Source organism: Arthrobacter sp. R4, assembly GCF_051365025.1.
Classification (GTDB): Bacteria; Actinomycetota; Actinomycetes; order Actinomycetales; family Micrococcaceae; genus Arthrobacter.
Window position 1 is genome coordinate 192,648 of record NZ_JBLWIJ010000010.1, and the last position, 20,058, is coordinate 212,705.

Consider the following 20,058-nt stretch of genomic DNA (forward strand, 5'->3'; position numbering starts at 1 on the left):
AACCACATGCGGCGGACGCCAGGCCCATTGTCCTGATTGGCCCCATGGCTGTCGGAAAGTCCGCCATCGGCTACCAACTGGCCCAGCAGCTGGGGGCGCCGTTTGTGGACACCGACGTCGTGATCGTGGGCAACCATGGGTCCATCGCTGACATCTTTGCCGGACGGGGCGAGCGCGCCTTTCGGGAAATCGAGGCCCGGACCGTGGCCAGCGTCGTGGAACAGGCCTCCGGCACCGCAACAGTGATCTCGCTGGGGGGCGGCGCCGTCCTGGATTCCGGAACCCAGCAGCTGCTGGAAAGCTGCACCGTGGTCTACCTGGAATGTGACGCGGAGACCGTGGCCAGCCGCATTGCCCGCAATTCCGGCCGTCCCCTGCTCGCCGGCGATGCCATGGGAAAGTGGATCTCGATGTTCGCCGCCAGGAAGCCGGTGTACGAACGGCTGGCAGACGTGGTCCTGGACGTCCGTAAGGGCTCCATCGCCGAAATCGGGCGCCGGCTCGAAGTTGCGCTGCGGGAATTCGCAGCTGCCAAACAGGAAGTTGAAAAGTGAGCGTCGAATCAACAGTTATCAAGGTCACCGGAGAATCGGCTGCCCAGAACTACGACGTCGTGGTCGGCCGGGGCCTGCTCGGCAGCCTTCCGGAACTCCTGGGTGAGCGGGTCCGGCGTGTGTTGGTCATCCACCCCCGGGCGCTGCGGCTCACGGGCGACACCGTGCGGGACGAACTCGCCGCCGCCGGCTTCACCTCGCTGACCGCAGAGATCCCGGATGCCGAGGAAGGCAAGCACATCCAGGTGGCGGCTTTCTGCTGGCAGGTGCTGGGCCAGAACGACTTCACCCGCTCCGATGCCATCGTCGCCGTGGGCGGAGGCGCCGTGACTGACCTCGCCGGCTTTGTGGCCGCCACATGGCTCAGGGGCGTCAAAGTCATCCACATGCCCACCAGCCTGCTCGGAATGGTGGACGCCTCCGTAGGGGGTAAAACCGGCATCAACACGGCAGAGGGCAAAAACCTGGTGGGCGCCTTCCACCCGCCCGCAGGGGTGCTGGTGGATCTGGACACCCTGAACACATTGCCGCGAAACGAGCTGGTTTCCGGCATGGCGGAGGTGGTCAAATGCGGTTTCATCGCGGATCCGGCCATCCTGGACCTCGTGGAGAAAGATCCTGAAGCGGTGGTGGATCCGCAATCCGCCGTACTGCGGGAACTTATTGAGCGGGCCATCGCTGTCAAGGCAAAGGTTGTTTCGGAGGACCTTAAGGAATCCGGGCTGCGCGAAATCCTCAACTACGGCCACACCCTGGGCCACGCCATCGAACTCGTGGAGCGCTACTCGTGGCGCCACGGCGCGGCAGTGTCGGTCGGCATGATGTTCGCCGCTGAGCTTGCCCGCAGCGTAGGTCGCCTCAGCGACGCCGACGCCGACCGCCACCGCAGCATCCTCGAGACACTCGGCCTGCCCGTGACCTACCGCCGGGACCGGTGGCAGGGCCTCCTGGATGGCATGCGCAGGGACAAGAAGTCACGCGGAGACCTCCTGCGCTTCGTTGTCCTTGACGGCGTGGCCAAGCCTGGCATCCTCGATGTCCCGGACACCTCTCTGCTGTTCGCCGCCTACCAGGAAATTGCTTCCTGATGCAGGGCGACCTTGAAGGCACCAGCGACTGGCCGGAGGCGGGTTTCCCCGGGATTCGCATCAACCCGGAATCGCTGCTGCCGGAGATCGTGAACGAGGACGCCTGCCGGGATGCCTTGGCAGTGTCCACCGACCCGGCCGACCACATTTTTGTGCTGCTGGTGGAAGGCCATGGCCCGGAAGCGGCCGAACTGCTGGCTGAAGCCCGTTTCAGGGATCCCGAATCGTTCAGGTTGAGGGCTTTCGAAGCCGAGGTCCTGCGGGTCTCCAACCGCCTGGACCGGGCCGTGGAGCTGTTCCGGCAACTGCTCGCCGAGGTCCAGGGAACGCCACGCGAGGCTTTGGTCCTGCAGTTCCTCGGCAAAACGCAGTACACGGCAGGCCAGACCTCCGCCGCTGTTGAGTCATTCGCCCGGGCACTGGACCTGCGGGTTGCCCAGTCGGCCGACGCCGCCCTGATCTACTCGTCCACCGTGGCACTCCAGCGGGCCCGCGACGTCCTCGAACTGGCCTGCTGAGGGCAGCCCTCCAGCGGCCCGGACGTCCCGGACCGAAGCCGCGCCGGATTTACCGGTAGAATGGTTCTTGGATTTTTGACAAACACGCGCTGGCGGGCCGATTGGCATGCTGGCCGGCATAGATACGTCTGACCGCCCAGGCAGATAGAAACCAGAGGAAATCAGTGGCAACCACTAACGACATCAAGAACGGAACGGTCCTCAAGCTCGAGGGCCAGCTCTGGAACATCATCGAATTCCAGCACGTCAAGCCTGGCAAGGGTGGTGCGTTCGTTCGGACCAAGATGCGCAACGTGATGTCCGGCAAGGTTGTGGACAAGACCTTCAACGCCGGCCTCAAGATCGAGACCGCCACGGTTGACCGCCGCGATTACCAGTACCTGTACCAGGACGGCGCGGACTTCGTGTTCATGGACACCTCCGACTTCGACCAAATCACCGTTTCGGGTGCAACGGTAGGCGACGCCACCAACTTCATGCTGGAAAACCAGATGGTCAACATCGCCATTCACGAGGGCACTCCGCTCTACATTGAACTTCCCCCCAGCGTTGTCCTTGAAATCACCTACACCGAGCCGGGCCTGCAGGGCGACCGCTCCTCCGCGGGCACCAAGCCCGCCACGCTCGAAACCGGCTACGAGATCCAGGTTCCGCTCTTCGTCGAGAACAACACGAAGGTCAAAGTCGACACCCGCGACGGCAGCTACCTCGGCCGGGTCAGCGAGTAGTGAGCGCACGCGGTAAAGCCCGTAGCAGGGCGCTGGACGTTCTTTTCGAAGCTGAGCAACGCTCGGTCTCCGCTTTTGATGTCCTCCGGGCCCGGCGGGAAAAGACGGACCAGATCGTCAACCCGTACACCCTGGAAATCGTTGAAGGCGTGGTCTCACAGCAGACCGCCATCGACGAGTTCCTGGAGACCTACTCGCAGGGTTGGACCCTGGAGCGCATGCCCTCGGTGGACCGCATCATCTTGCGCATCGGCACCTGGGAACTGCTGTACAACGACGACGTCCCCGACGGCGTGGCTGTCAGTGAGGCCGTGGCGCTGGCCAAGACGCTGTCAACCGACGAGTCGCCGTCGTTCATTAACGGACTCCTTGGACGCCTGCAGCAGCTGAAGCCTTCGCTGCTGGCTTAGTCCGCACGTCCATCCCCAAGGGGCCGGCGTCCGCCATCTGGCGGACGCCGGCCCCTTGCGCGTTTTCCCGGCTGGCAGCGCACGCGGTTTGCTGCCAGCTGGTGCCGTCAGCCGGCGACGGCGGCCCGCAGGGCCAGGATCCGGTGCAGCTGATCGCGTTCTTCAGCCTGGTGCAGCGCCACATCGCGGCCGCTCAGGATGCGCTGCCGCGTGAAGGCGAGCTGCGTGGCTGCCTTCACGAAGGCCTTCATCTGCGGCCGCCGGTTGTAGCCTGCAGCCCAACTGAGTGCAGTGCGCCTGCCGCCCGGCGTCGCGAGGAGGTCGACTTCGGCAGGCGTGAACCAACCTGCCGCAGCATACTCCAGCAACCGCTGCCGGGTGAGGCGGTTTTCGGCGACGCGCAGCAGGATGACCACGCCAATGAACAGCACAAAGATGGGCACCTGGATGAGGATGTAGTCCGCGAGGAAGCCCTGGCCCATGCTGTTCCACCGGTTGTGCAGGAACATCGCCGGAAGCAGGCCCACCACAAACGCCGCAACCGACGCGCCCGTGTGCCAACGCCGTGCCGCAAACCCCATGATGAGGCCGGTTGTTCCTGTGAAGATGGCGTGGGCGAACGGTGACATCACCCCGCGCAGGAGGAAGATCTGGGCCAGGTCGGTGGCGGGGCTGGCAGACTCTGCGATGGCCCGGCCGAAGTACAGGATGTTCTCCGTGAACGCGAATCCTCCGGCAATCGTGAACGCGAAGACCACCCCGTCAACCGGTCCGTCGAAGTGCCTGCGCGCCATCAGGAGCAGCAACAGCAGCCCGAGGGACTTGGCGAATTCCTCAACGACCGGTGCCTGGACAGTGGCCATGTAGGTCTGGATGTCGGGTTCGTCGGAAAGCTGGTAGGTGAGCGCAAAGAACGGCTGGACGAGCAGCGTGACGGCGATCGATACTGCGGCGCCCCACGTGAACGCGAAGAACAGGAGTCTTTTTGGTTCCGGCTCCCACCGGTCGATGACGTGGACCGTCAGGAGCACCGCGGACAGCGGGAGCAGCGAGGCGATGAAACCCACCAGGAACCCGGCGGTTCCCGTGTTGGCCAGGAGGAACGGAACCACCAGGAACAGGCTGAGGAATGCCAGGGCACCGCCGCCGATCATCAGTACCAGCAGGCCCGCACGGCTCGGGGGAGCGACCGGGCCCTGCCGGCCCTGGGCGACCGGCTGGACCACGGAATGGACCGGGCCGCCTGCATTGCCCGGCACCGGCCGGTAGTACTCCGGCTGGACGTGGCCCATCCAACTGGGGTTCGCCTGGCTGGGAAGAGGTCCCTGCGGTCCGGAGGGTCCTGGCTGGCCGGGACGGGGATGGGGGTGCATCGACATAGGGAAAGCCTATGGTGCGTCCATCATGGCTCAAAAGGCGCAGCTTGCGGTGTGGCAAGGCGCAACGCAGGGGCGGGGCCCGGATGTGACCATTAACGCGCTCCTCCGGCAAGGGACGGCACCGCGCCGTGTGGTAATTTTGGAACGCAAATAATCCTTCTTTTAATTCCGTCCTGTGAGGCGGGGAAAGGGGAGACGAGCGTTGACTTCTGTCACAAGCGCACCGGTTCCAGCCAGGGTTGTCCTCAACCAGGCAGACATTGACCGCGCCCTCACTCGTATCGCCCATGAGATCCTCGAGGCCAACAAAGGCTCCAAGGACCTGGTGCTGCTGGGCATTCCGCGGCGCGGCTATCCGCTGGCACTCCGGCTGGCCCGCAAGATAGCTGCCGCTGACCCCACCGTTGACGCCGCCGCGATCGTCGGACAATTGGACGTCACCATGTTCCGCGACGACCTCTCCCACCAGCCCACCAGGCCTCCCTATCCCACCCAACTCCCGCGCACGGGGATCGACAACAAGGTCGTGGTGCTCATCGATGACGTGCTGTACTCCGGCCGCACCATCCGTGCCGCGCTGGACGCCATCATCGACCTCGGCCGTCCACGGATCGTCCGGCTCGCCGTGCTGATCGACCGTGGCCACCGCGAGCTTCCCATCCGGGCCGACCACGTGGGAAAGAACCTGCCCACGTCCTCCGCCGAGAAGGTCCGGGTCCGCCTTGAGGAAACCGATACTTCCCCCGACGGATCCACGGTCAACGAAGTGGTTATCGAGGGCGGCGCGTGAAACACCTCCTCTCAACCGAAGACCTGAGCCTGTCTAACGCCATCCGCATCCTCGACACCGCCGAAGAAATGGCCGCCGTGGGGGACCGTGAGGTCAAGAAGCTCCCGGCCCTGCGTGGCCGCACCGTAGTGAACCTCTTCTTCGAAGACTCCACCCGCACCAGGATCTCCTTCGAAGCGGCCGCCAAGCGGTTGTCCGCCGACGTCATCAACTTCGCGGCTAAGGGGTCTTCAGTCTCCAAGGGTGAGTCCCTCAAGGACACAGCCCAGACACTGGCCGCCATGGGAGCGGACGCCGTAGTAATCCGCCATTGGGCTTCCGGCGCGCCCCACCGCCTGGCCGCCACCGACTGGATCGATGCCGCCGTCATCAACGCCGGCGACGGCACCCACGAACACCCCACCCAGGCACTCCTGGATGCCTTCACCATGCGCCGGCACTGGGCGAAGCTCGCCGGTACCGGATCCATCGGAGCGGACCTGTCGGGCATGCGCGTCGCCATTGCCGGAGACGTCCTGCACTCCCGCGTAGCCCGCTCCAACGTCTGGCTGCTCCGCACGCTCGGCGCGGAAGTCACGCTCGTTGCCCCGCCCACCCTGCTGCCCATCGGCGTCGAACAGTGGCCGTGCAAGGTTAGCTACAACATGGATGAAACCCTTGAACAGGGAGTGGACGCCGTCATGATGCTGCGCGTGCAGGGCGAGCGGATGAACGCCTCGTTCTTCCCCTCCACCCGCGAATACTCCCGCCGGTGGGGTTTCGACGACAACCGGCTCCGTGCCCTGGACAGCCTGGGGCTCAAAGACACGATCATCATGCACCCCGGCCCCATGAACCGGGGCCTGGAAATTTCCGCAGCCGCCGCGGATTCGCCCCGCTCCACCGTGCTGTCGCAGGTGAAGAACGGCGTCTCCGTCCGGATGGCCGCCCTGTACCTGCTGCTCTCCGGGGATACCCGCGAACCAGCCGCCACGCCCACTAAGGAGAGCAACTGATGGCAGAGAATAACGGAACCTACCTGATACGTGGCGCAGCGGTACTGGGCGCCGGCGCCGAGGACCTCCTTATCCGCGACGGCGTCATCGCAGCCCGGGGAACCGGCGCAGCCACGCACGCCGACGCCGACCGTGCCACCGTCATTGAGGCAGCGGGCCTGGTGGCGCTGCCCGGCATGGTGGACGTCCACACGCACCTGCGCGAACCCGGCCGCGAGGACGCCGAGACCGTCGAAACGGGTACCCGCGCGGCCGCCCTTGGCGGCTACACCGCCGTGCACGCCATGGCCAACAGCACCCCCGTGGCGGACACCGCCGGAGTAGTGGAGCAGGTCTACAGCCTGGGCCGCGCCGCCGGCTGGGTGGATGTCCGTCCGGTCGGCGCAGTCACTGTCGGGCTGGCGGGGGAGCAGTTGGCCGAGCTCGGTGCCATGGCCGACTCCCGCGCCCGCGTCCGCATGTTCTCCGACGACGGCATCTGCGTCCACGATCCTGTCCTGATGCGCCGGGCCCTCGAATACGTCAAGGCGTTCGACGGCGTCGTGGCCCAGCATGCGCAGGAGCCGCGCCTCACCGCCGGTGCCCAGATGAACGAGGGCGAAGTTTCCGCCGTCCTGGGACTTACCGGCTGGCCGGCGGTCGCCGAGGAGAGCATCATTGCACGCGACGTCCTGCTCGCCCAGCACGTGAACTCGCGCCTCCATGTCTGCCACGTGTCCACCGCCGGTTCTGTGGAGATCATCCGCTGGGCCAAGGAGCGTGGCATCAACGTCACTGCCGAGGTCACCCCGCACCACCTCCTGCTCACTGACGACCTCGTCCGCAGCTATAACCCCGTCTACAAGGTCAACCCGCCGCTGCGGACTGACGCGGACGTACAGGCACTGCGCGCCGGCCTCGCCGATGGCACCATCGACGTCGTGGGCACCGACCACGCCCCCCACCCCAGCGAGCACAAGGAATGCGAGTGGGCGCAGGCCGCGATGGGCATGACCGGGCTGGAAACCGCGCTGTCCGTGGTCCAGCACACCATGATCGAAACCGGACTGATGACCTGGGCCGACTTCGCCCGGGTGACCTCCACGGCCGCAGCACAAATCGGCCGGCTGGCGGACCAAGGCCGCCCCCTCGAGGCCGGCGAGCCCGCCAACCTCATCCTGGTGGACCCCAACGCCCGCTGGACCGTTGACCCCGCCAAGATGGCAACCATGGGCCGTAACTCGCCGTTTGCCGGCCTGGAACTGCCTGGCAAGGTGGTGGCCACGTTCTACAAAGGGCACCCCACCGTCCTGGACGGCCAGCTCAACACCCCCTACCGCGAAGTGGCGGGCGTCTCCTGATGGACACCAAGCTCCTCACCGGCATCATCACGGTGGCGATCATCGCGGTGGTCCTGCTGATGATCTGGACCGGGTGGCGGAACCGCCTCAAGCGGCAGGCCGACGTCGAGCAGTTACCTGCAGTGCCCGAGGCACCCGGAACGGCTCTCGAGGTAGCGGAAGGCCAGTACGTCGCATCAACCACCGCTGGGGACTGGCTGGACCGGATTGCCGTGCACGGGCTGGGCATCCGGACCAACGCGACCCTCTCGGTCTACGTCCACGGTGTGCTTTTTGACCGGTCCGGGGCACCGGCGGTCTACATTCCTGCCGCGGACCTCACGGGCGTGCGGCAGGACAGCGGCATGGCCGGCAAGTTCGTGGAAAAGGACGGCCTCCTGGTTCTCAGCTGGAGGCTGGGCTCCCATGAGCTGGACACCGGCTTCCGTACCCGCCGCGCCGCAGACAAAACAGCCCTTTTCGAATCCCTTCAGCAATTGATCTCCGCGGCCCCCCAGGCTGATCCCCAGAGTGGAAAGTAAAACAGTGACACAAACAGCAGCAGAAAAAGTGGATGCCACTCCAGCAGTTTCCACCACGGCAGCGCTCGTTCTGGAGGACGGCCGCATCTTCCGCGGCACCAGCTACGGCGCCACCGGCACCGCCCTGGGCGAGGCGGTCTTCGCCACCGGCATGACCGGCTACCAGGAGACCATCACGGACCCCTCCTACGCCCGCCAACTGGTGGTGCAGACCGCGCCGCACATCGGAAACACCGGCGTCAACAGCGAAGACGCTGAGTCCCGTCGCATCTGGGTAGCCGGCTACATCGTCCGCGACGCCGCCCGCCGCCCCTCCAACTGGCGGTCGGAGCGATCCCTTGACTCCGAACTCGTCGAGCAGGGAATCGTGGGCATCCAGGGCGTGGACACCCGCGCCATCACGCGCCACCTGCGCGAGCACAAGACCATGCGCGCCGGCATCTTCTCCGGCGACGCCGCCCAGGCCACCGACAAGGAACTCCTGGACACCGTCCTCGCCAGCGCTCCCATGGAAGGCGCCCGCCTGGCTGAGGAAGTCAGTGTCGATGAGGCCTACGTCGTTGAGCCCAAGGACCACGGCTGGGACGGCGACGCCCGGTTCAGCATTGCCGCAATCGACCTTGGCATCAAGGCGATGACCCCCATCCGGTTCGCCGAACGCGGCGTCCGCGTCCACGTGCTGCCTGCCACCGCCACCCTTGAGGACGTCAAGGCCGTCAACCCGGACGGCTTCTTTATGTCCAACGGCCCGGGAGACCCCGCCACCGCCGACGCCCAGGTCAAGCTCCTGCGCTCGGTCCTGGACGAGAAGCTGCCGTACTTCGGCATCTGCTTCGGCAACCAGATCCTGGGCCGCGCCCTGGGCTTTGGCACCTACAAACTGCGCTACGGCCACCGTGGCATCAACCAGCCCGTGATGGACCGCCGCACCGGCAAAGTGGAAATCACCTCGCAGAACCACGGTTTTGCCGTGGACGCACCGCTCGACGGCGCCACACAGGCCCCGGAGGAGCGGTACGGCCGCGTCGAGGTCAGCCACGTCAGCCTGAACGACGACGTCGTGGAAGGACTGGCGTGCCTGGACATCCCGGCCTTCTCGGTCCAGTACCACCCCGAGGCGGCAGCCGGACCGCACGACGCCGCCTACCTCTTCGACCGCTTCATCGACCTGATGGAAGGTACCCGCGATGGCAGGACCGCGGGCCTGTCCAAGGACCCGGTTGACGCGAAGCACCCCGCCGATCCGACCACGACTGACAACAAGACTGAGGACAAGAAGTAATGCCCAAGAGAACTGACCTTAAGAGCGTCCTGGTCATCGGTTCCGGCCCGATCGTCATCGGCCAGGCCGCCGAATTCGACTACTCCGGCACCCAGGCACTTCGTGTCCTCAAGGAGGAGGGCCTGCGCGTCATCCTCGTGAACTCGAACCCGGCCACCATCATGACGGACCCGGAGTTCGCCGACGCCACGTACATCGAGCCCATCACCCCCGAGGTGGTGGAGAAGATCATCGCCAAGGAGCGTCCGGACGCAGTCCTGCCAACCCTGGGCGGCCAGACGGCGTTGAACACGGCCATCGCGCTGGACAAGAACGGTGTGCTGGAGAAGTACAACGTGGAACTTATCGGCGCGAACATCGCCGCCATCGAGCTCGGCGAGGACCGCGAAAAGTTCAAGGGCGTTGTGGAGCGCTGCGGAGCGGAATCTGCCCGCAGCCACATCATCCACACCATGGACGAGGCCCTCAAGGCCGCCGAAGACCTGGGCTACCCCATGGTGGTGCGTCCGTCATTCACCATGGGCGGGCTGGGTTCCGGTCTGGCGTACACCGAGGATGACCTCCGCCGCATCGTGGGCCAGGGCCTGCAGTACAGCCCCACCAGCGAGGTTCTGCTCGAAGAGAGCATCCTTGGCTGGAAAGAATACGAGCTCGAGATGATGCGGGACAAGAACGACAACGTGGTTGTCGTCTGCTCCATCGAGAACTTCGACCCCGTGGGCGTTCACACCGGCGACTCCATCACCGTGGCGCCAGCACTGACCCTCACTGACCGTGAGTACCAGCGGCTCCGTGACATCTCCATCGCCGTGATCCGCGAAGTCGGCGTCGACACCGGCGGCTGCAACATTCAGTTCGCCATCGAACCGGACACCGGGCGTGTGGTGGTCATCGAGATGAACCCGCGTGTGTCACGCTCCTCGGCGTTGGCATCGAAGGCTACCGGCTTCGCCATTGCCAAGATCGCCACCAAGCTCTCCCTCGGCTACACGCTTGACGAGATCCCGAACGACATCACGCAGAAGACCCCCGCTTCCTTCGAACCCACGCTGGACTACGTGGTGGTCAAGGTTCCGCGCTTCGCGTTCGAGAAGTTCCCGGCTGCCGACAACACGCTCACCACCACCATGAAGTCCGTGGGCGAGGCCATGGCCATGGGCCGCAACTTCACCGAAGCCCTGCAGAAGGCACTCCGCTCCCTGGAACAGAAGGGCTCGCAGCTGGACTTCAGCTCCGTCCCGGAATGGGAAGTCCCGGAACTCATCGAAAAGTCCAAGCGCCCCACCACGGAGCGGCTGCACCAGGTCCAGCGGGCCATGCTCGGCGGCGCCACCGTGGAGGAGCTGTACGCAGCCACCAAGATCGATCCGTGGTTCCTGGACCAGCTCCAACTGCTGAACGAGATCTCCCGTGAGATCCGCGAGGCCGGCGCCTTGACCGTGGACATGCTCAAGCGCGCCAAGCGCCACGGCTTCTCCGACGAGCAGATCGGAGCCCTCACGCACAACTCCGAGGCCGTGGTCCGGGGTGTGCGCCAGGCGCTGGGGATCCGTCCCGTCTACAAGACTGTGGACACCTGTGCGGCCGAGTTCGCCGCCTACACCCCGTACCACTACTCGGCCTACGACGAGGAGGACGAGGTAGCGCTGCACTCCAAGCCGTCGATCCTGATCCTTGGTTCCGGTCCGAACCGCATCGGCCAGGGCATCGAGTTCGACTACTCCTGCGTCCACGCCTCCATGGCGCTGCGCAAGGCCGGCTACGAGACCGTCATGGTCAACTGCAACCCGGAGACGGTCTCCACCGACTACGACGTCTCCACCCGCCTGTACTTCGAGCCGCTGACCCTTGAGGACGTCCTGGAGGTCATCGCCGCGGAGGAACGCACCGGCGGCGTCATGGGCGTGTTCGTGCAGCTTGGCGGCCAGACGCCGCTGAAGCTGGCGCAGCAGCTGGCCGACGCCGGTGTCCCCATCCTGGGCACGTCGCCGGAGGCGATCGACCTCGCCGAGCACCGCGGGGCGTTCTCCCGCGTCCTGGACAAGGCGGGACTGATCTCCCCGAAGAACGGCACCGCCGTGTCCTTCGAGGACGCCAAGAAGATCGCCGACGAAATCGGCTACCCGGTCCTGGTCCGCCCGTCCTACGTGCTGGGCGGCCGCGGTATGGAAATCGTCTATGACGAGGCCAACCTCTCCCGCTACATCGCCAACGCCACCGAGATCACCCCGGACCACCCGGTCCTGATCGACCGGTTCCTGGAAGACGCGGTCGAAATCGACGTTGACGCGCTCTTCGACGGCACGGACATGTACCTTGGCGGCATCATGGAGCACATCGAGGAAGCCGGCATCCACTCCGGCGACTCCGCCTGCGTCCTGCCGCCCATCACCCTGGGTAACAACGTCCTGGAACGCGTCCGCACAGCCACCCGCGCCATCGCAGAAGGCGTGGGCGTGCGCGGCCTGATCAACATCCAGTTCGCCCTCGCCTCGGACGTCCTCTATGTCCTGGAAGCGAACCCGCGTGCCTCCCGCACCGTGCCGTTTGTGTCCAAGGCCACCGGCGTCCAGATGGCCAAGGCCGCGGCCCTGATCGGTACAGGCGTCACTATCGGCCAGCTCCGCAGCGCCTACAAGATGCTGCCGGAAACGGGCGACGGCTCCACTTTGCCGCTGGATGCGCCGGTGTCCGTCAAGGAAGCCGTGCTGCCGTTCAGCCGCTTCCGGACGCCTGAAGGCAAGGTCGTCGACTCCCTGCTCGGCCCGGAAATGCGTTCCACTGGTGAAGTGATGGGCATCGACAAGCACTTCGACACCGCGTTCGCCAAGAGCCAGGCAGCCGCCAACAACGCGCTGCCCACCGAAGGCAAGATCTTTGTCTCCGTGGCCAATCGGGATAAGCGGTCCGTGATCATGGGCGTCAAGCGGCTTTCGGACCTTGGCTTCGAGATCGTGTCCACCGGCGGTACGGCTGATGTGCTGCGCCGCAACGGCATCCAGGCCACCCCGGTGCGCAAGGTCGCCGAAGGCAGCAGCGCCGAAGGCGAGGGCACCATCGCGGACCTCGTCATCGCCGGCGACATCGACATGGTGTTCAACACTCCGTCCGGCGGCGAAGCCCGCAGCGATGGCTACGAACTCCGCGCAGCCGCCACCTCCATCGGCATCCCCTGCATCACCACTGTGGCTGAATTCAACGCGGCAGTGCAGGCGATCGAGGCCATGCGCACGTACGAGTGGTCCGTGACCAGCCTGCAGGAGCACGCCGCGGCGCTGGCCGCGTCGCAGCTCGCCGCGTCGCAGGGCACGGCAGTGCACCATGCCTGACGCCGGATCCGCAGTAACCAGCTCCACAGTCCGGGAGCCGTTCGGCTCCCGGCTGGGGGCGGCCATGGCCGCCCGCGGGCCGCTGTGCGTGGGCATTGACCCGCACCCGGCGCTCCTGAAGAGCTGGGGATTGGACGACGACGCCGCCGGGCTGAGGCGCTTTTCGCTGACGGTCCTGGAGGCGGTCGGTTCGCTCGCTGCCGCGGTCAAGCCACAGGTGGCACTCTATGAACGCCACGGCTCGGCCGGCATGGCCGTCCTTGAGGAGTTCCTCGCCGCGGCGCGCGACGAGTCGGTGCTCACCATCGCCGACGCCAAGCGTGGCGACATCGGCTCCACCATGGCCGCGTACGCTGACGCCTGGCTGCGGGACGGGTCGGCACTGGCAGCCGACTCGGTGACGCTCAGCCCCTACCTGGGGTTTGAATCCCTCCGCCCCGCCCTGGACCTTGCGGCCGAATACGGCCGCGGTGTGTTTGTCCTGGCACTGACGTCCAACCCGGAGGGGGCGTCCGTGCAGCACATCGGCGGGAGCGACTCCGTGGCCCGGCGGATCACCGAGGCGGCTGCAGCGGAGAACCGTCGCTACGACGGGCCCCTCGGGTCCGTTGGACTCGTGGTCGGAGCCACCGTGGGTTCTGCGCTGACTGACCTGCAGTTGGACCTGCAAGCCGTCCGCGGGCCCATCCTTGCCCCGGGGCTGGGGGCGCAGGGCGCCACCGCGGCTGACCTGCGCACGACGTTCGGTCCGGCGTACCCGCAGGTGCTGGGGACATCCAGCCGTGACATCCTTGCCGCAGGCCCCGATATCCGGGGGCTCCAGGAGGCCGCCCTGCGGACGCTTGAGGGACTTCGCGAAGGCTAGCCTGGCGTAGCGCCGGTCCATTGATTCGCGGGGCACCAGAGGGTAGGTTTCAGGACAAGTCCAATGGCGGCCGCCTTGGATGCATCCGAGAAAACCGGGGGTGTCCTCCATGAGCCTGCGACCGTTATCCGCGTCGGAACGCGCGGACGCGCTGCAGAAGGCAGCCGCTGCCAGGGCAGCCAGGGCGGCGGCAAAAGAGCGGCTCAAAAACGGCGAGACGTCGGCCGCGGACATCATCAGTTCGGCAGCCGGCGACGACGCCCTTGCGAGGATGCGTGTGGCCGAGCTCCTTGAAGCGCTGCCTGGCATCGGCAAGGTGCGGGCCGCGGCCATTATGGAGCAGCTGGGAATAGCCGCTTCCCGGCGGGTCCGGGGGCTGGGCATTCACCAGCGCCAGGCGCTGGTAGATTTTATAGACGAGAAGTAGGGCGTGCCACGGTTCGCCCCATCCGAACCGCCGCAAAGGAATATGTGAGCAAGAAACCGGGACTGACAGTCCTCGCAGGTCCGACGGCTGTTGGCAAAGGCACCGTGTCCACCTACATCCGGGATAACTACCCCGAAGTCTGGCTTTCCGTATCGGCCACCACCCGCGCTCCGCGGCCCGGTGAGCAGGACGGCATCCACTACTTCTTTAAATCGAAGGAAGAGTTCGAGTCCCTGGTCGCTGCCGGGGAGTTCCTGGAATGGGCAGTGGTCCACGGCCAGAACACCTACGGCACGCTGAAAAGCACCGTGAACGAAGCCATCGCCGACGGAAAGTCGGTTCTGTTGGAGATTGACCTGCAGGGTGCCCGACAGGTCAAGGCGGCGGTCCCGGATGCCCAATTCGTCTTCCTCGCGCCGCCGAGCTGGGACGAAATGGTGCGCCGGCTGGTAGGCCGCGGCACCGAAACTGCGGAGGAACAGCGGCAAAGGCTGGAAACCGCTAAACTAGAACTTGCCGCTGAACCGGAGTTTGACCACACCGTCATCAATGATGACGTTCGCCGGGCAGCGGACGAGCTTGTTTCACTCATGGGGCTGACACCGCACCCGCACTAGTTGCCGGTAGCAGTCGGCCCGTTAGAATTTGGAGAATTCGTGTCCACGAACCTTGAAGGCATCATCAACCCGCCGATCGACTCGCTGCTTGAGGCAGCTGATTCCAAGTACGGCCTGGTGATCTTCGGTGCCAAGCGTGCACGTCAGATCAACGCTTACTACGCCCAGCTGCACGAGGGCCTGTTCGAGTACGTCGGCCCGTTGGTCGACACCAAGCTGAACGAGAAGTCACTCTCGATCGCCCTGCGTGAGATCAACGAAGGCAAACTCGTTTCCACGCCGATCGAAGCCGCAGAGTAATTACACAGACTGCCTGTTGACGGAGGTCACGTGCGCATAGTCCTCGGAGTCGGGGGAGGGATTGCCGCCTACAAGGTGGCATCGCTCCTCCGGCTTTTTACTGAAGCCGGCCATGACGTCACGGTGATTCCCACGGAAGCGGCTACCCGCTTCGTGGGAGTCGCTACGTGGGAGGCCCTGTCCGGGCACCCCGTCAGCAACAGCGTCTTCGACGACGTCCACCAGGTCAACCATGTGCGGTTGGGTCACGAAGCGGACCTCATCGTGGTGGCACCGGCGACGGCGGACCTGCTGGCGCGTGCCGCCACCGGCCAAGCCAACGACCTCCTCACGAACACCCTCCTGATGGCCAGTGGTCCGGTGCTTTTTGCCCCGGCCATGCATACGGAGATGTGGCAGCACCCGGCCACGCGCGCCAATGTGGAGACATTGCGCGGGCGGGGCGCAGCTGTCCTGGAGCCTGCCTCCGGAAGGCTGACAGGCTCTGACTCAGGCCCTGGCCGCCTGCCCGAACCGGAGGCCATCTTCGACGCCGCCATCGCCCTGACCCAGGGCAGGTCCGACTATCAACTGCCGCTCGCCGGAAAAACGGTCACCATCAGCGCCGGCGGTACCCGCGAACCACTGGACCCGGTGCGCTTCCTGGGAAACCGGTCATCGGGCAAGCAGGGCGTCGCCCTGGCCGTTGCCGCCCGCAACGCGGGAGCTTCGGTCCGGCTCCTGGCGGCACATATGGAAGTGCCGCCGCCGGCCGGCGTTGAAGTAGTGGAAGTGGAGACTGCGCTGCAGTTGCGGGAAGCCGCGCTGGCCGCTGCAGCGGATTCCGACGTCGTCATTATGGCCGCCGCGGTGGCCGACTTCCGTCCCGCTGAGATATCCGGCACAAAAATCAAGAAGCGCGACGACGCCGCTGACCCCGTCATCTCCCTCGTCCGGAATCCCGACATCCTGCACGAACTGGTGGAAGTACGCGATGCCGCCCACGACCAGGCGCGCCGCAGCCAGCTGATTGTGGGCTTCGCCGCTGAGACCGGTGACGGCGAGGGGGATGTGCTGGCGTACGCCGAGGCCAAGCTCAGGCGCAAGGGCTGCGATCTGCTGGTCGTCAACCATGTGGGCACGGATAAAGTCTTTGGCCAGGACACCAACGCCGTCGTCATCCTTTCGCGCTCCGGCTCCGAACCCCAGGAGGCTTCAGGATCAAAGACCGAAGTCTCTACCGCCGTTATTAGCCGGATCGGCTATGAGCTGAACCACGTTTCGCACCGCGCCTGACGGCAGGCCGGCAACGTTTCCTTAGCATGGGGACACACGCTGCCGGACGCCCGTTTCCCAACCAGTAAGGTAGTTGAGTGACTTTACCGCTGCACATTCCCCACACCCACGGGGCCACGCCCTCGGCGCTCCGGCTCTTCACCTCCGAGTCGGTGACTGAAGGCCACCCGGACAAGATCTGTGACCAGATCAGCGACGCCATCCTCGACGCCCTGCTGGCTGCGGATCCGGAGTCCCGCGTCGCCGTCGAAACCATGGCCACCACGGGCCTGGTCCACGTTGCGGGTGAGGTCACCACGGACGCCTACGTTGAGATCCCGCAGATCGTCCGCGAGACCATCCTTGGCATCGGCTACGATTCCTCGGCCAACGGCTTCGATGGCGCACGTTGCGGCGTGTCCGTCTCCATTGGGCAGCAGTCAAACGACATCGCCGGCGGCGTGTTCAACTCCCTCGAGGCCCGCGAGGGCCGCCAGGAGGATGACTACGATCTCCAGGGCGCCGGCGACCAGGGCCTGATGTTCGGCTACGCCAGTGATGAAACGCCGTCGTACATGCCGACGCCGATCTGGCTCGCGCACCGCCTGTCCGAACGCCTGACCGAAGTGCGCAAGTCCGGCGAGCTTTCCTACCTCCGACCCGACGGCAAGACGCAGGTCACTGTGGGCTACGACAAGGACATCCCGGTCTCGGTGGAAACCGTGGTCATCTCCAGCCAGCACGCCGAAGGAACCAGCCTGGACCGGCTCCGCGCCGACCTCGCCTCCTTCGTGATCAATCCGGTACTGGCCGCCGCCAACCTGGACATCTCGCGGGCAGCCAACATCCTGAACCCCGCGGGAGAATTTGTCATCGGCGGACCCGTTGGCGACGCCGGCCTGACCGGACGCAAGATCATCGTTGACACCTACGGCGGCATGGCCCGCCACGGTGGCGGCGCGTTCTCGGGCAAGGACCCGTCCAAAGTGGACCGTTCGGCCGCCTACGCCATGCGCTGGGTTGCGAAGAACGTGGTGGCCGCAGGCCTGGCAAAGCGCGCCGAAATCCAGATTGCCTACGCGATCGGCCAGGCCCGCCCGGTTGGCACGTACGTGGAAACGTTTGGCACGGAAACCGTGGACCCGGCGCGGATCAGCGCCGCGATCGCCGAAATCTTCGACCTCCGCCCGCGTGCCATCATCGACGCCCTGGACCTCAAGCGGCCCATCTACGCCAAGACTGCGGCACACGGCCACTTCGGCCGCGACGATCCCGACTTCACCTGGGAGCGCCTGGACCGCGTGGACGATCTCAAGGCCTTCTTCAACGCCTAGCCTGGCTAGCCGACCAAGCCTTCCGCCCGGCCCGGCTGAAAATGTCAGGGCAAGGTGGTTGGTTGGTTGTGTCCAGTCAGTAAGGAACGCCGGAGTCAGTGTCCGGCAACCAACCTGGCCCGCGCCGGATGCTGTAGGGGGTAGTCGACATGGCAAGAGATAAGGCTGTCCAGGCAGAGCCTGACGTTCCCGGCGGTGTGCAGATGTCCTTGCTCCAGGGTTTCCCGCCGCGCACACCGCAGACCGGTCCTGCCCTGGCCGCGAGCCTCCCGGTTGCCAGGGTGCTGGTGGAGTCGGCGTTGCCCCACCTTGACCGCCCGTTTGATTACAGTGTGCCGGCGGACCTCGATGCCGCTGTCCAGCCCGGAGTGCGGGTCAAGGTCAAGTTCAGTGGCCAGGAACTGGGCGGTTTCATCATGGAACGCGCCGCCGAATCCGACGCCGGCCACACCCTGGTTCCGCTGTACAAAGTCATCTCACCGGTGCCCGTCCTGACTCCGGCCGTCCGGGACCTGGCCTCGGCAGTCGCCGCGCGCTACGCCGGAACCCTCAGTGATGTGCTGCGCGCTGCGGTTCCGCCGAGGGTGGCCAAGCTTGAGAAGGAGTTTCTGGCCCGCTCCGTGGAGGCAGAGGCATCAGGCCCTGACGCTGCCTCGCCGCAGGGCCGGGGTTCTGACGTCGAAGATACAGCCACAGCCGCTTACCATGCTGTGTCCGGCGGTTGGGAGGCGTACCGCAACGGTGAAGCGTTTGTCCGTCACCTGAGGGAGGGCGGTTCTCCGCGCGCGGTGTTCAGTCCCCTCCAGGGCTTTGGGCGTTCGGCGTGGCCGCAACTGATCGCTGAAGCCGTTGCTGCGGTCCGTGCCTCCGGACGGGGTGCTGTGGTGGTGGTTCCCGACTACCGTGACCTGGACCGGCTAGAAAAGGCACTGGCGGCACTCCTTCCTGCCGACGACGTCGCCCGGTTGACCGCCGAGGACGGCCCAACACCGCGGTACCGGAACTTCCTGCGCGTGCTCGACGGTTCCGCGCAGGTGGCCATCGGCACCAGGTCGGCGGCATTCGCGCCGGTCCGCGACCTCGGCCTTGTGGCCTGTTGGGACGACGGAAACGACCTCCACATCGAGCAGCGTGCTCCCTACGCGCACGCGCGCGACGTCCTGCTCCTGCGCGCCGGCCAGGAAGGCACAGCTTGCCTGATGGCGGGTCACAGCCGCAGCACAGAGCTGCAGCGGCTGGTGGAAACGGGCTGGGCCATGCCTGTGGTCGCCGAACGCACGGCAGTCCGCTCCACCGTACCCAGGGTCTTGAACACTGCAGACAGTTTCGAACAGGAACGTGACCCGCTGGCCCGCATCGCCAGGCTGCCCGGGGCAGCCTGGCGCGCCGCGAAGGAGGGCCTGGAACGGGGGCCGGTCCTGGTCCAGGTGGCCCGTGCCGGCTACGCCCCGTCGCTGGTGTGCGAAACCTGCCGCGAACCGGCGCGCTGCGGATCCTGCCAGGGCCCCTTGGCCATTGCCGGTGCCAGTGGCAGCGCCGCCCTGCCCCAGTGCCGCTGGTGCTCCACCCCGGCCCCGGACTGGGAGTGCAGCCACTGCGGCGGCCGTCGGCTCCGCAAGGGCGCCACCGGGGTGATGCGGACCGCCGAGGAATTGGGCCGGGCGTTCCCCGGCAAGGCGGTGGTCACCTCCTCAGGGGATCACGTCAAGACAGACGTCGGCAACGGGAAGGTCCTCGTGGTTGCCACGGTGGGTGCCGAGCCGGTAGCGGACGGGGGATACGCCGCGGCACTGCTCCTGGACGGCGACTCGCTTCTCCGCCGCGAAAACCTCCGGGCGGGGGAGGACACCGTCCGGCGCTGGTTCAATGCCGCCGCCCTGGTGCGGCCTGCCTCCGACGGTGGGCTCGTGGTGATTACGGCGGCCGATACCGCTGCCGTTGGCGCCTTGCTGCGCTGGGATCCCGCCGGTTATGCCCAGCGTGAACTGGCCCTCCGGGTGGAGCTCCAGTTGCCCCCAGCGGTCCGGATCGCCTCCGTCACGGGCCCGCGTGCCGCCGTCGTGCATTTCACCGAGGGTGTGGAAAAGCAGCTGGAGGCAGACGGGGTGACCCTGCGGACGGCAGGACCGGCGCCGGTGCTGCTGGTCGGCGCGGCCACGCCCCAGCGGCTGGGCGAAGACGTCCGCACGCTATTGTTCTTCCCGTATGGGCAGGCAGCGAAGGTAACCCGGGTGTTGCGTGCCGCCCGTGCAGCGGCTGCGGCCAAGCGGATCGAGGAACCGGTACAGCTCCGCCTGGACGGGGTGGATGTCCTGTAGTGCGGTCGG

The 20,058-nt window shown here is 66.1% G+C and carries 19 protein-coding genes; 18 read left to right on the top strand and 1 reads right to left on the bottom strand.

Going from position 1 to position 20,058, the window contains the following annotated elements; genetic code table 11:
* Window positions 1-44 precede the first annotated feature (44 nt).
* The 5 genes from ACLKOZ_RS06730 (at window position 45) to nusB (ending at window position 3,298) form a co-directional block, all read left to right on the top strand.
* Window positions 45-554 (top strand): shikimate kinase, encoded by a 510-nt coding sequence (locus ACLKOZ_RS06730; RefSeq protein ID WP_436473775.1) that lies wholly within the window; start codon window positions 45-47, stop codon window positions 552-554.
* A complete protein-coding gene (aroB, locus tag ACLKOZ_RS06735) occupies window positions 551-1,642 on the top strand; it encodes a 3-dehydroquinate synthase (protein WP_337348595.1) in 1,092 nt (363 codons plus the stop codon). The genes ACLKOZ_RS06730 and aroB overlap by 4 nt, the downstream gene beginning before the upstream one ends.
* Complete coding sequence (locus ACLKOZ_RS06740; protein WP_436473777.1) at window positions 1,642-2,160, top strand: tetratricopeptide repeat protein; 519 nt, start codon at window positions 1,642-1,644, stop codon at window positions 2,158-2,160. Before aroB ends, ACLKOZ_RS06740 begins: the two co-directional genes overlap by 1 nt.
* Window positions 2,161-2,324: 164 nt before the next feature.
* Window positions 2,325-2,888, top strand: coding sequence for an elongation factor P (gene efp, locus ACLKOZ_RS06745; RefSeq protein ID WP_337348593.1), 564 nt, complete (start codon window positions 2,325-2,327; stop codon window positions 2,886-2,888).
* Window positions 2,888-3,298 carry a transcription antitermination factor NusB gene (nusB, locus tag ACLKOZ_RS06750; protein WP_436473779.1) on the top strand — a complete coding sequence of 137 codons (411 nt, stop codon included), beginning with the start codon at window positions 2,888-2,890 and terminating at the stop codon, window positions 3,296-3,298. Before efp ends, nusB begins: the two co-directional genes overlap by 1 nt.
* A 107-nt stretch (window positions 3,299-3,405) precedes the next feature.
* On the opposite strand, the gene ACLKOZ_RS06755 is transcribed toward nusB, so the two are convergent.
* Window positions 3,406-4,677, bottom strand: a complete 1,272-nt coding sequence (locus ACLKOZ_RS06755) for a PrsW family glutamic-type intramembrane protease (protein ID WP_436473781.1) — start codon at window positions 4,675-4,677, stop codon at window positions 3,406-3,408.
* A 202-nt stretch (window positions 4,678-4,879) separates the two neighbouring features.
* On the opposite strand from ACLKOZ_RS06755, the gene pyrR reads away from it, so the two are divergent.
* From pyrR to ACLKOZ_RS06820, 13 genes are all read left to right on the top strand, one after another.
* On the top strand, window positions 4,880-5,467 hold the full coding sequence (gene pyrR, locus ACLKOZ_RS06760) for a bifunctional pyr operon transcriptional regulator/uracil phosphoribosyltransferase PyrR (protein ID WP_337348590.1): 588 nt from the start codon (window positions 4,880-4,882) through the stop codon (window positions 5,465-5,467).
* Window positions 5,464-6,462: an aspartate carbamoyltransferase catalytic subunit gene (locus tag ACLKOZ_RS06765; RefSeq protein WP_337348589.1), complete on the top strand. Its 999-nt coding sequence runs from the start codon at window positions 5,464-5,466 to the stop codon at window positions 6,460-6,462. The genes pyrR and ACLKOZ_RS06765 overlap by 4 nt, the downstream gene beginning before the upstream one ends.
* A complete protein-coding gene (locus tag ACLKOZ_RS06770) occupies window positions 6,462-7,802 on the top strand; it encodes a dihydroorotase (protein ID WP_436473784.1) in 1,341 nt (446 codons plus the stop codon). The genes ACLKOZ_RS06765 and ACLKOZ_RS06770 overlap by 1 nt, the downstream gene beginning before the upstream one ends.
* Window positions 7,802-8,323: a hypothetical protein gene (locus tag ACLKOZ_RS06775; RefSeq protein WP_436473786.1), complete on the top strand. Its 522-nt coding sequence runs from the start codon at window positions 7,802-7,804 to the stop codon at window positions 8,321-8,323. Before ACLKOZ_RS06770 ends, ACLKOZ_RS06775 begins: the two co-directional genes overlap by 1 nt.
* A complete protein-coding gene (gene carA / locus ACLKOZ_RS06780) occupies window positions 8,304-9,605 on the top strand; it encodes a glutamine-hydrolyzing carbamoyl-phosphate synthase small subunit (protein WP_436474257.1) in 1,302 nt (433 codons plus the stop codon). Before ACLKOZ_RS06775 ends, carA begins: the two co-directional genes overlap by 20 nt.
* A complete protein-coding gene (gene carB, locus ACLKOZ_RS06785; protein WP_436473788.1) occupies window positions 9,605-12,934 on the top strand; it encodes a carbamoyl-phosphate synthase large subunit in 3,330 nt (1,109 codons plus the stop codon). Before carA ends, carB begins: the two co-directional genes overlap by 1 nt.
* Complete coding sequence (gene pyrF / locus ACLKOZ_RS06790) at window positions 12,927-13,799, top strand: orotidine-5'-phosphate decarboxylase (RefSeq protein ID WP_436473790.1); 873 nt, start codon at window positions 12,927-12,929, stop codon at window positions 13,797-13,799. Before carB ends, pyrF begins: the two co-directional genes overlap by 8 nt.
* A 109-nt stretch (window positions 13,800-13,908) precedes the next feature.
* Entirely contained in the window at window positions 13,909-14,226 is a 318-nt protein-coding gene (mihF, locus tag ACLKOZ_RS06795) for an integration host factor, actinobacterial type (protein ID WP_337348583.1), read from the top strand.
* 44 nt (window positions 14,227-14,270) lie between these two features.
* Window positions 14,271-14,843, top strand: a complete 573-nt coding sequence (gene gmk / locus ACLKOZ_RS06800) for a guanylate kinase (protein ID WP_337348582.1) — start codon at window positions 14,271-14,273, stop codon at window positions 14,841-14,843.
* 39 nt (window positions 14,844-14,882) lie between these two features.
* Window positions 14,883-15,143: a DNA-directed RNA polymerase subunit omega gene (gene rpoZ / locus ACLKOZ_RS06805; protein WP_003800778.1), complete on the top strand. Its 261-nt coding sequence runs from the start codon at window positions 14,883-14,885 to the stop codon at window positions 15,141-15,143.
* A 30-nt stretch (window positions 15,144-15,173) separates the two neighbouring features.
* Window positions 15,174-16,418: a bifunctional phosphopantothenoylcysteine decarboxylase/phosphopantothenate--cysteine ligase CoaBC gene (gene coaBC / locus ACLKOZ_RS06810; protein WP_436473794.1), complete on the top strand. Its 1,245-nt coding sequence runs from the start codon at window positions 15,174-15,176 to the stop codon at window positions 16,416-16,418.
* 77 nt (window positions 16,419-16,495) lie between these two features.
* Window positions 16,496-17,731 carry a methionine adenosyltransferase gene (gene metK, locus ACLKOZ_RS06815; RefSeq protein ID WP_337348580.1) on the top strand — a complete coding sequence of 412 codons (1,236 nt, stop codon included), beginning with the start codon at window positions 16,496-16,498 and terminating at the stop codon, window positions 17,729-17,731.
* Window positions 17,732-17,880: 149 nt separating this feature from the next.
* Entirely contained in the window at window positions 17,881-20,049 is a 2,169-nt protein-coding gene (locus ACLKOZ_RS06820) for a primosomal protein N' (protein WP_436473796.1), read from the top strand.
* Window positions 20,050-20,058 lie beyond the last annotated feature (9 nt).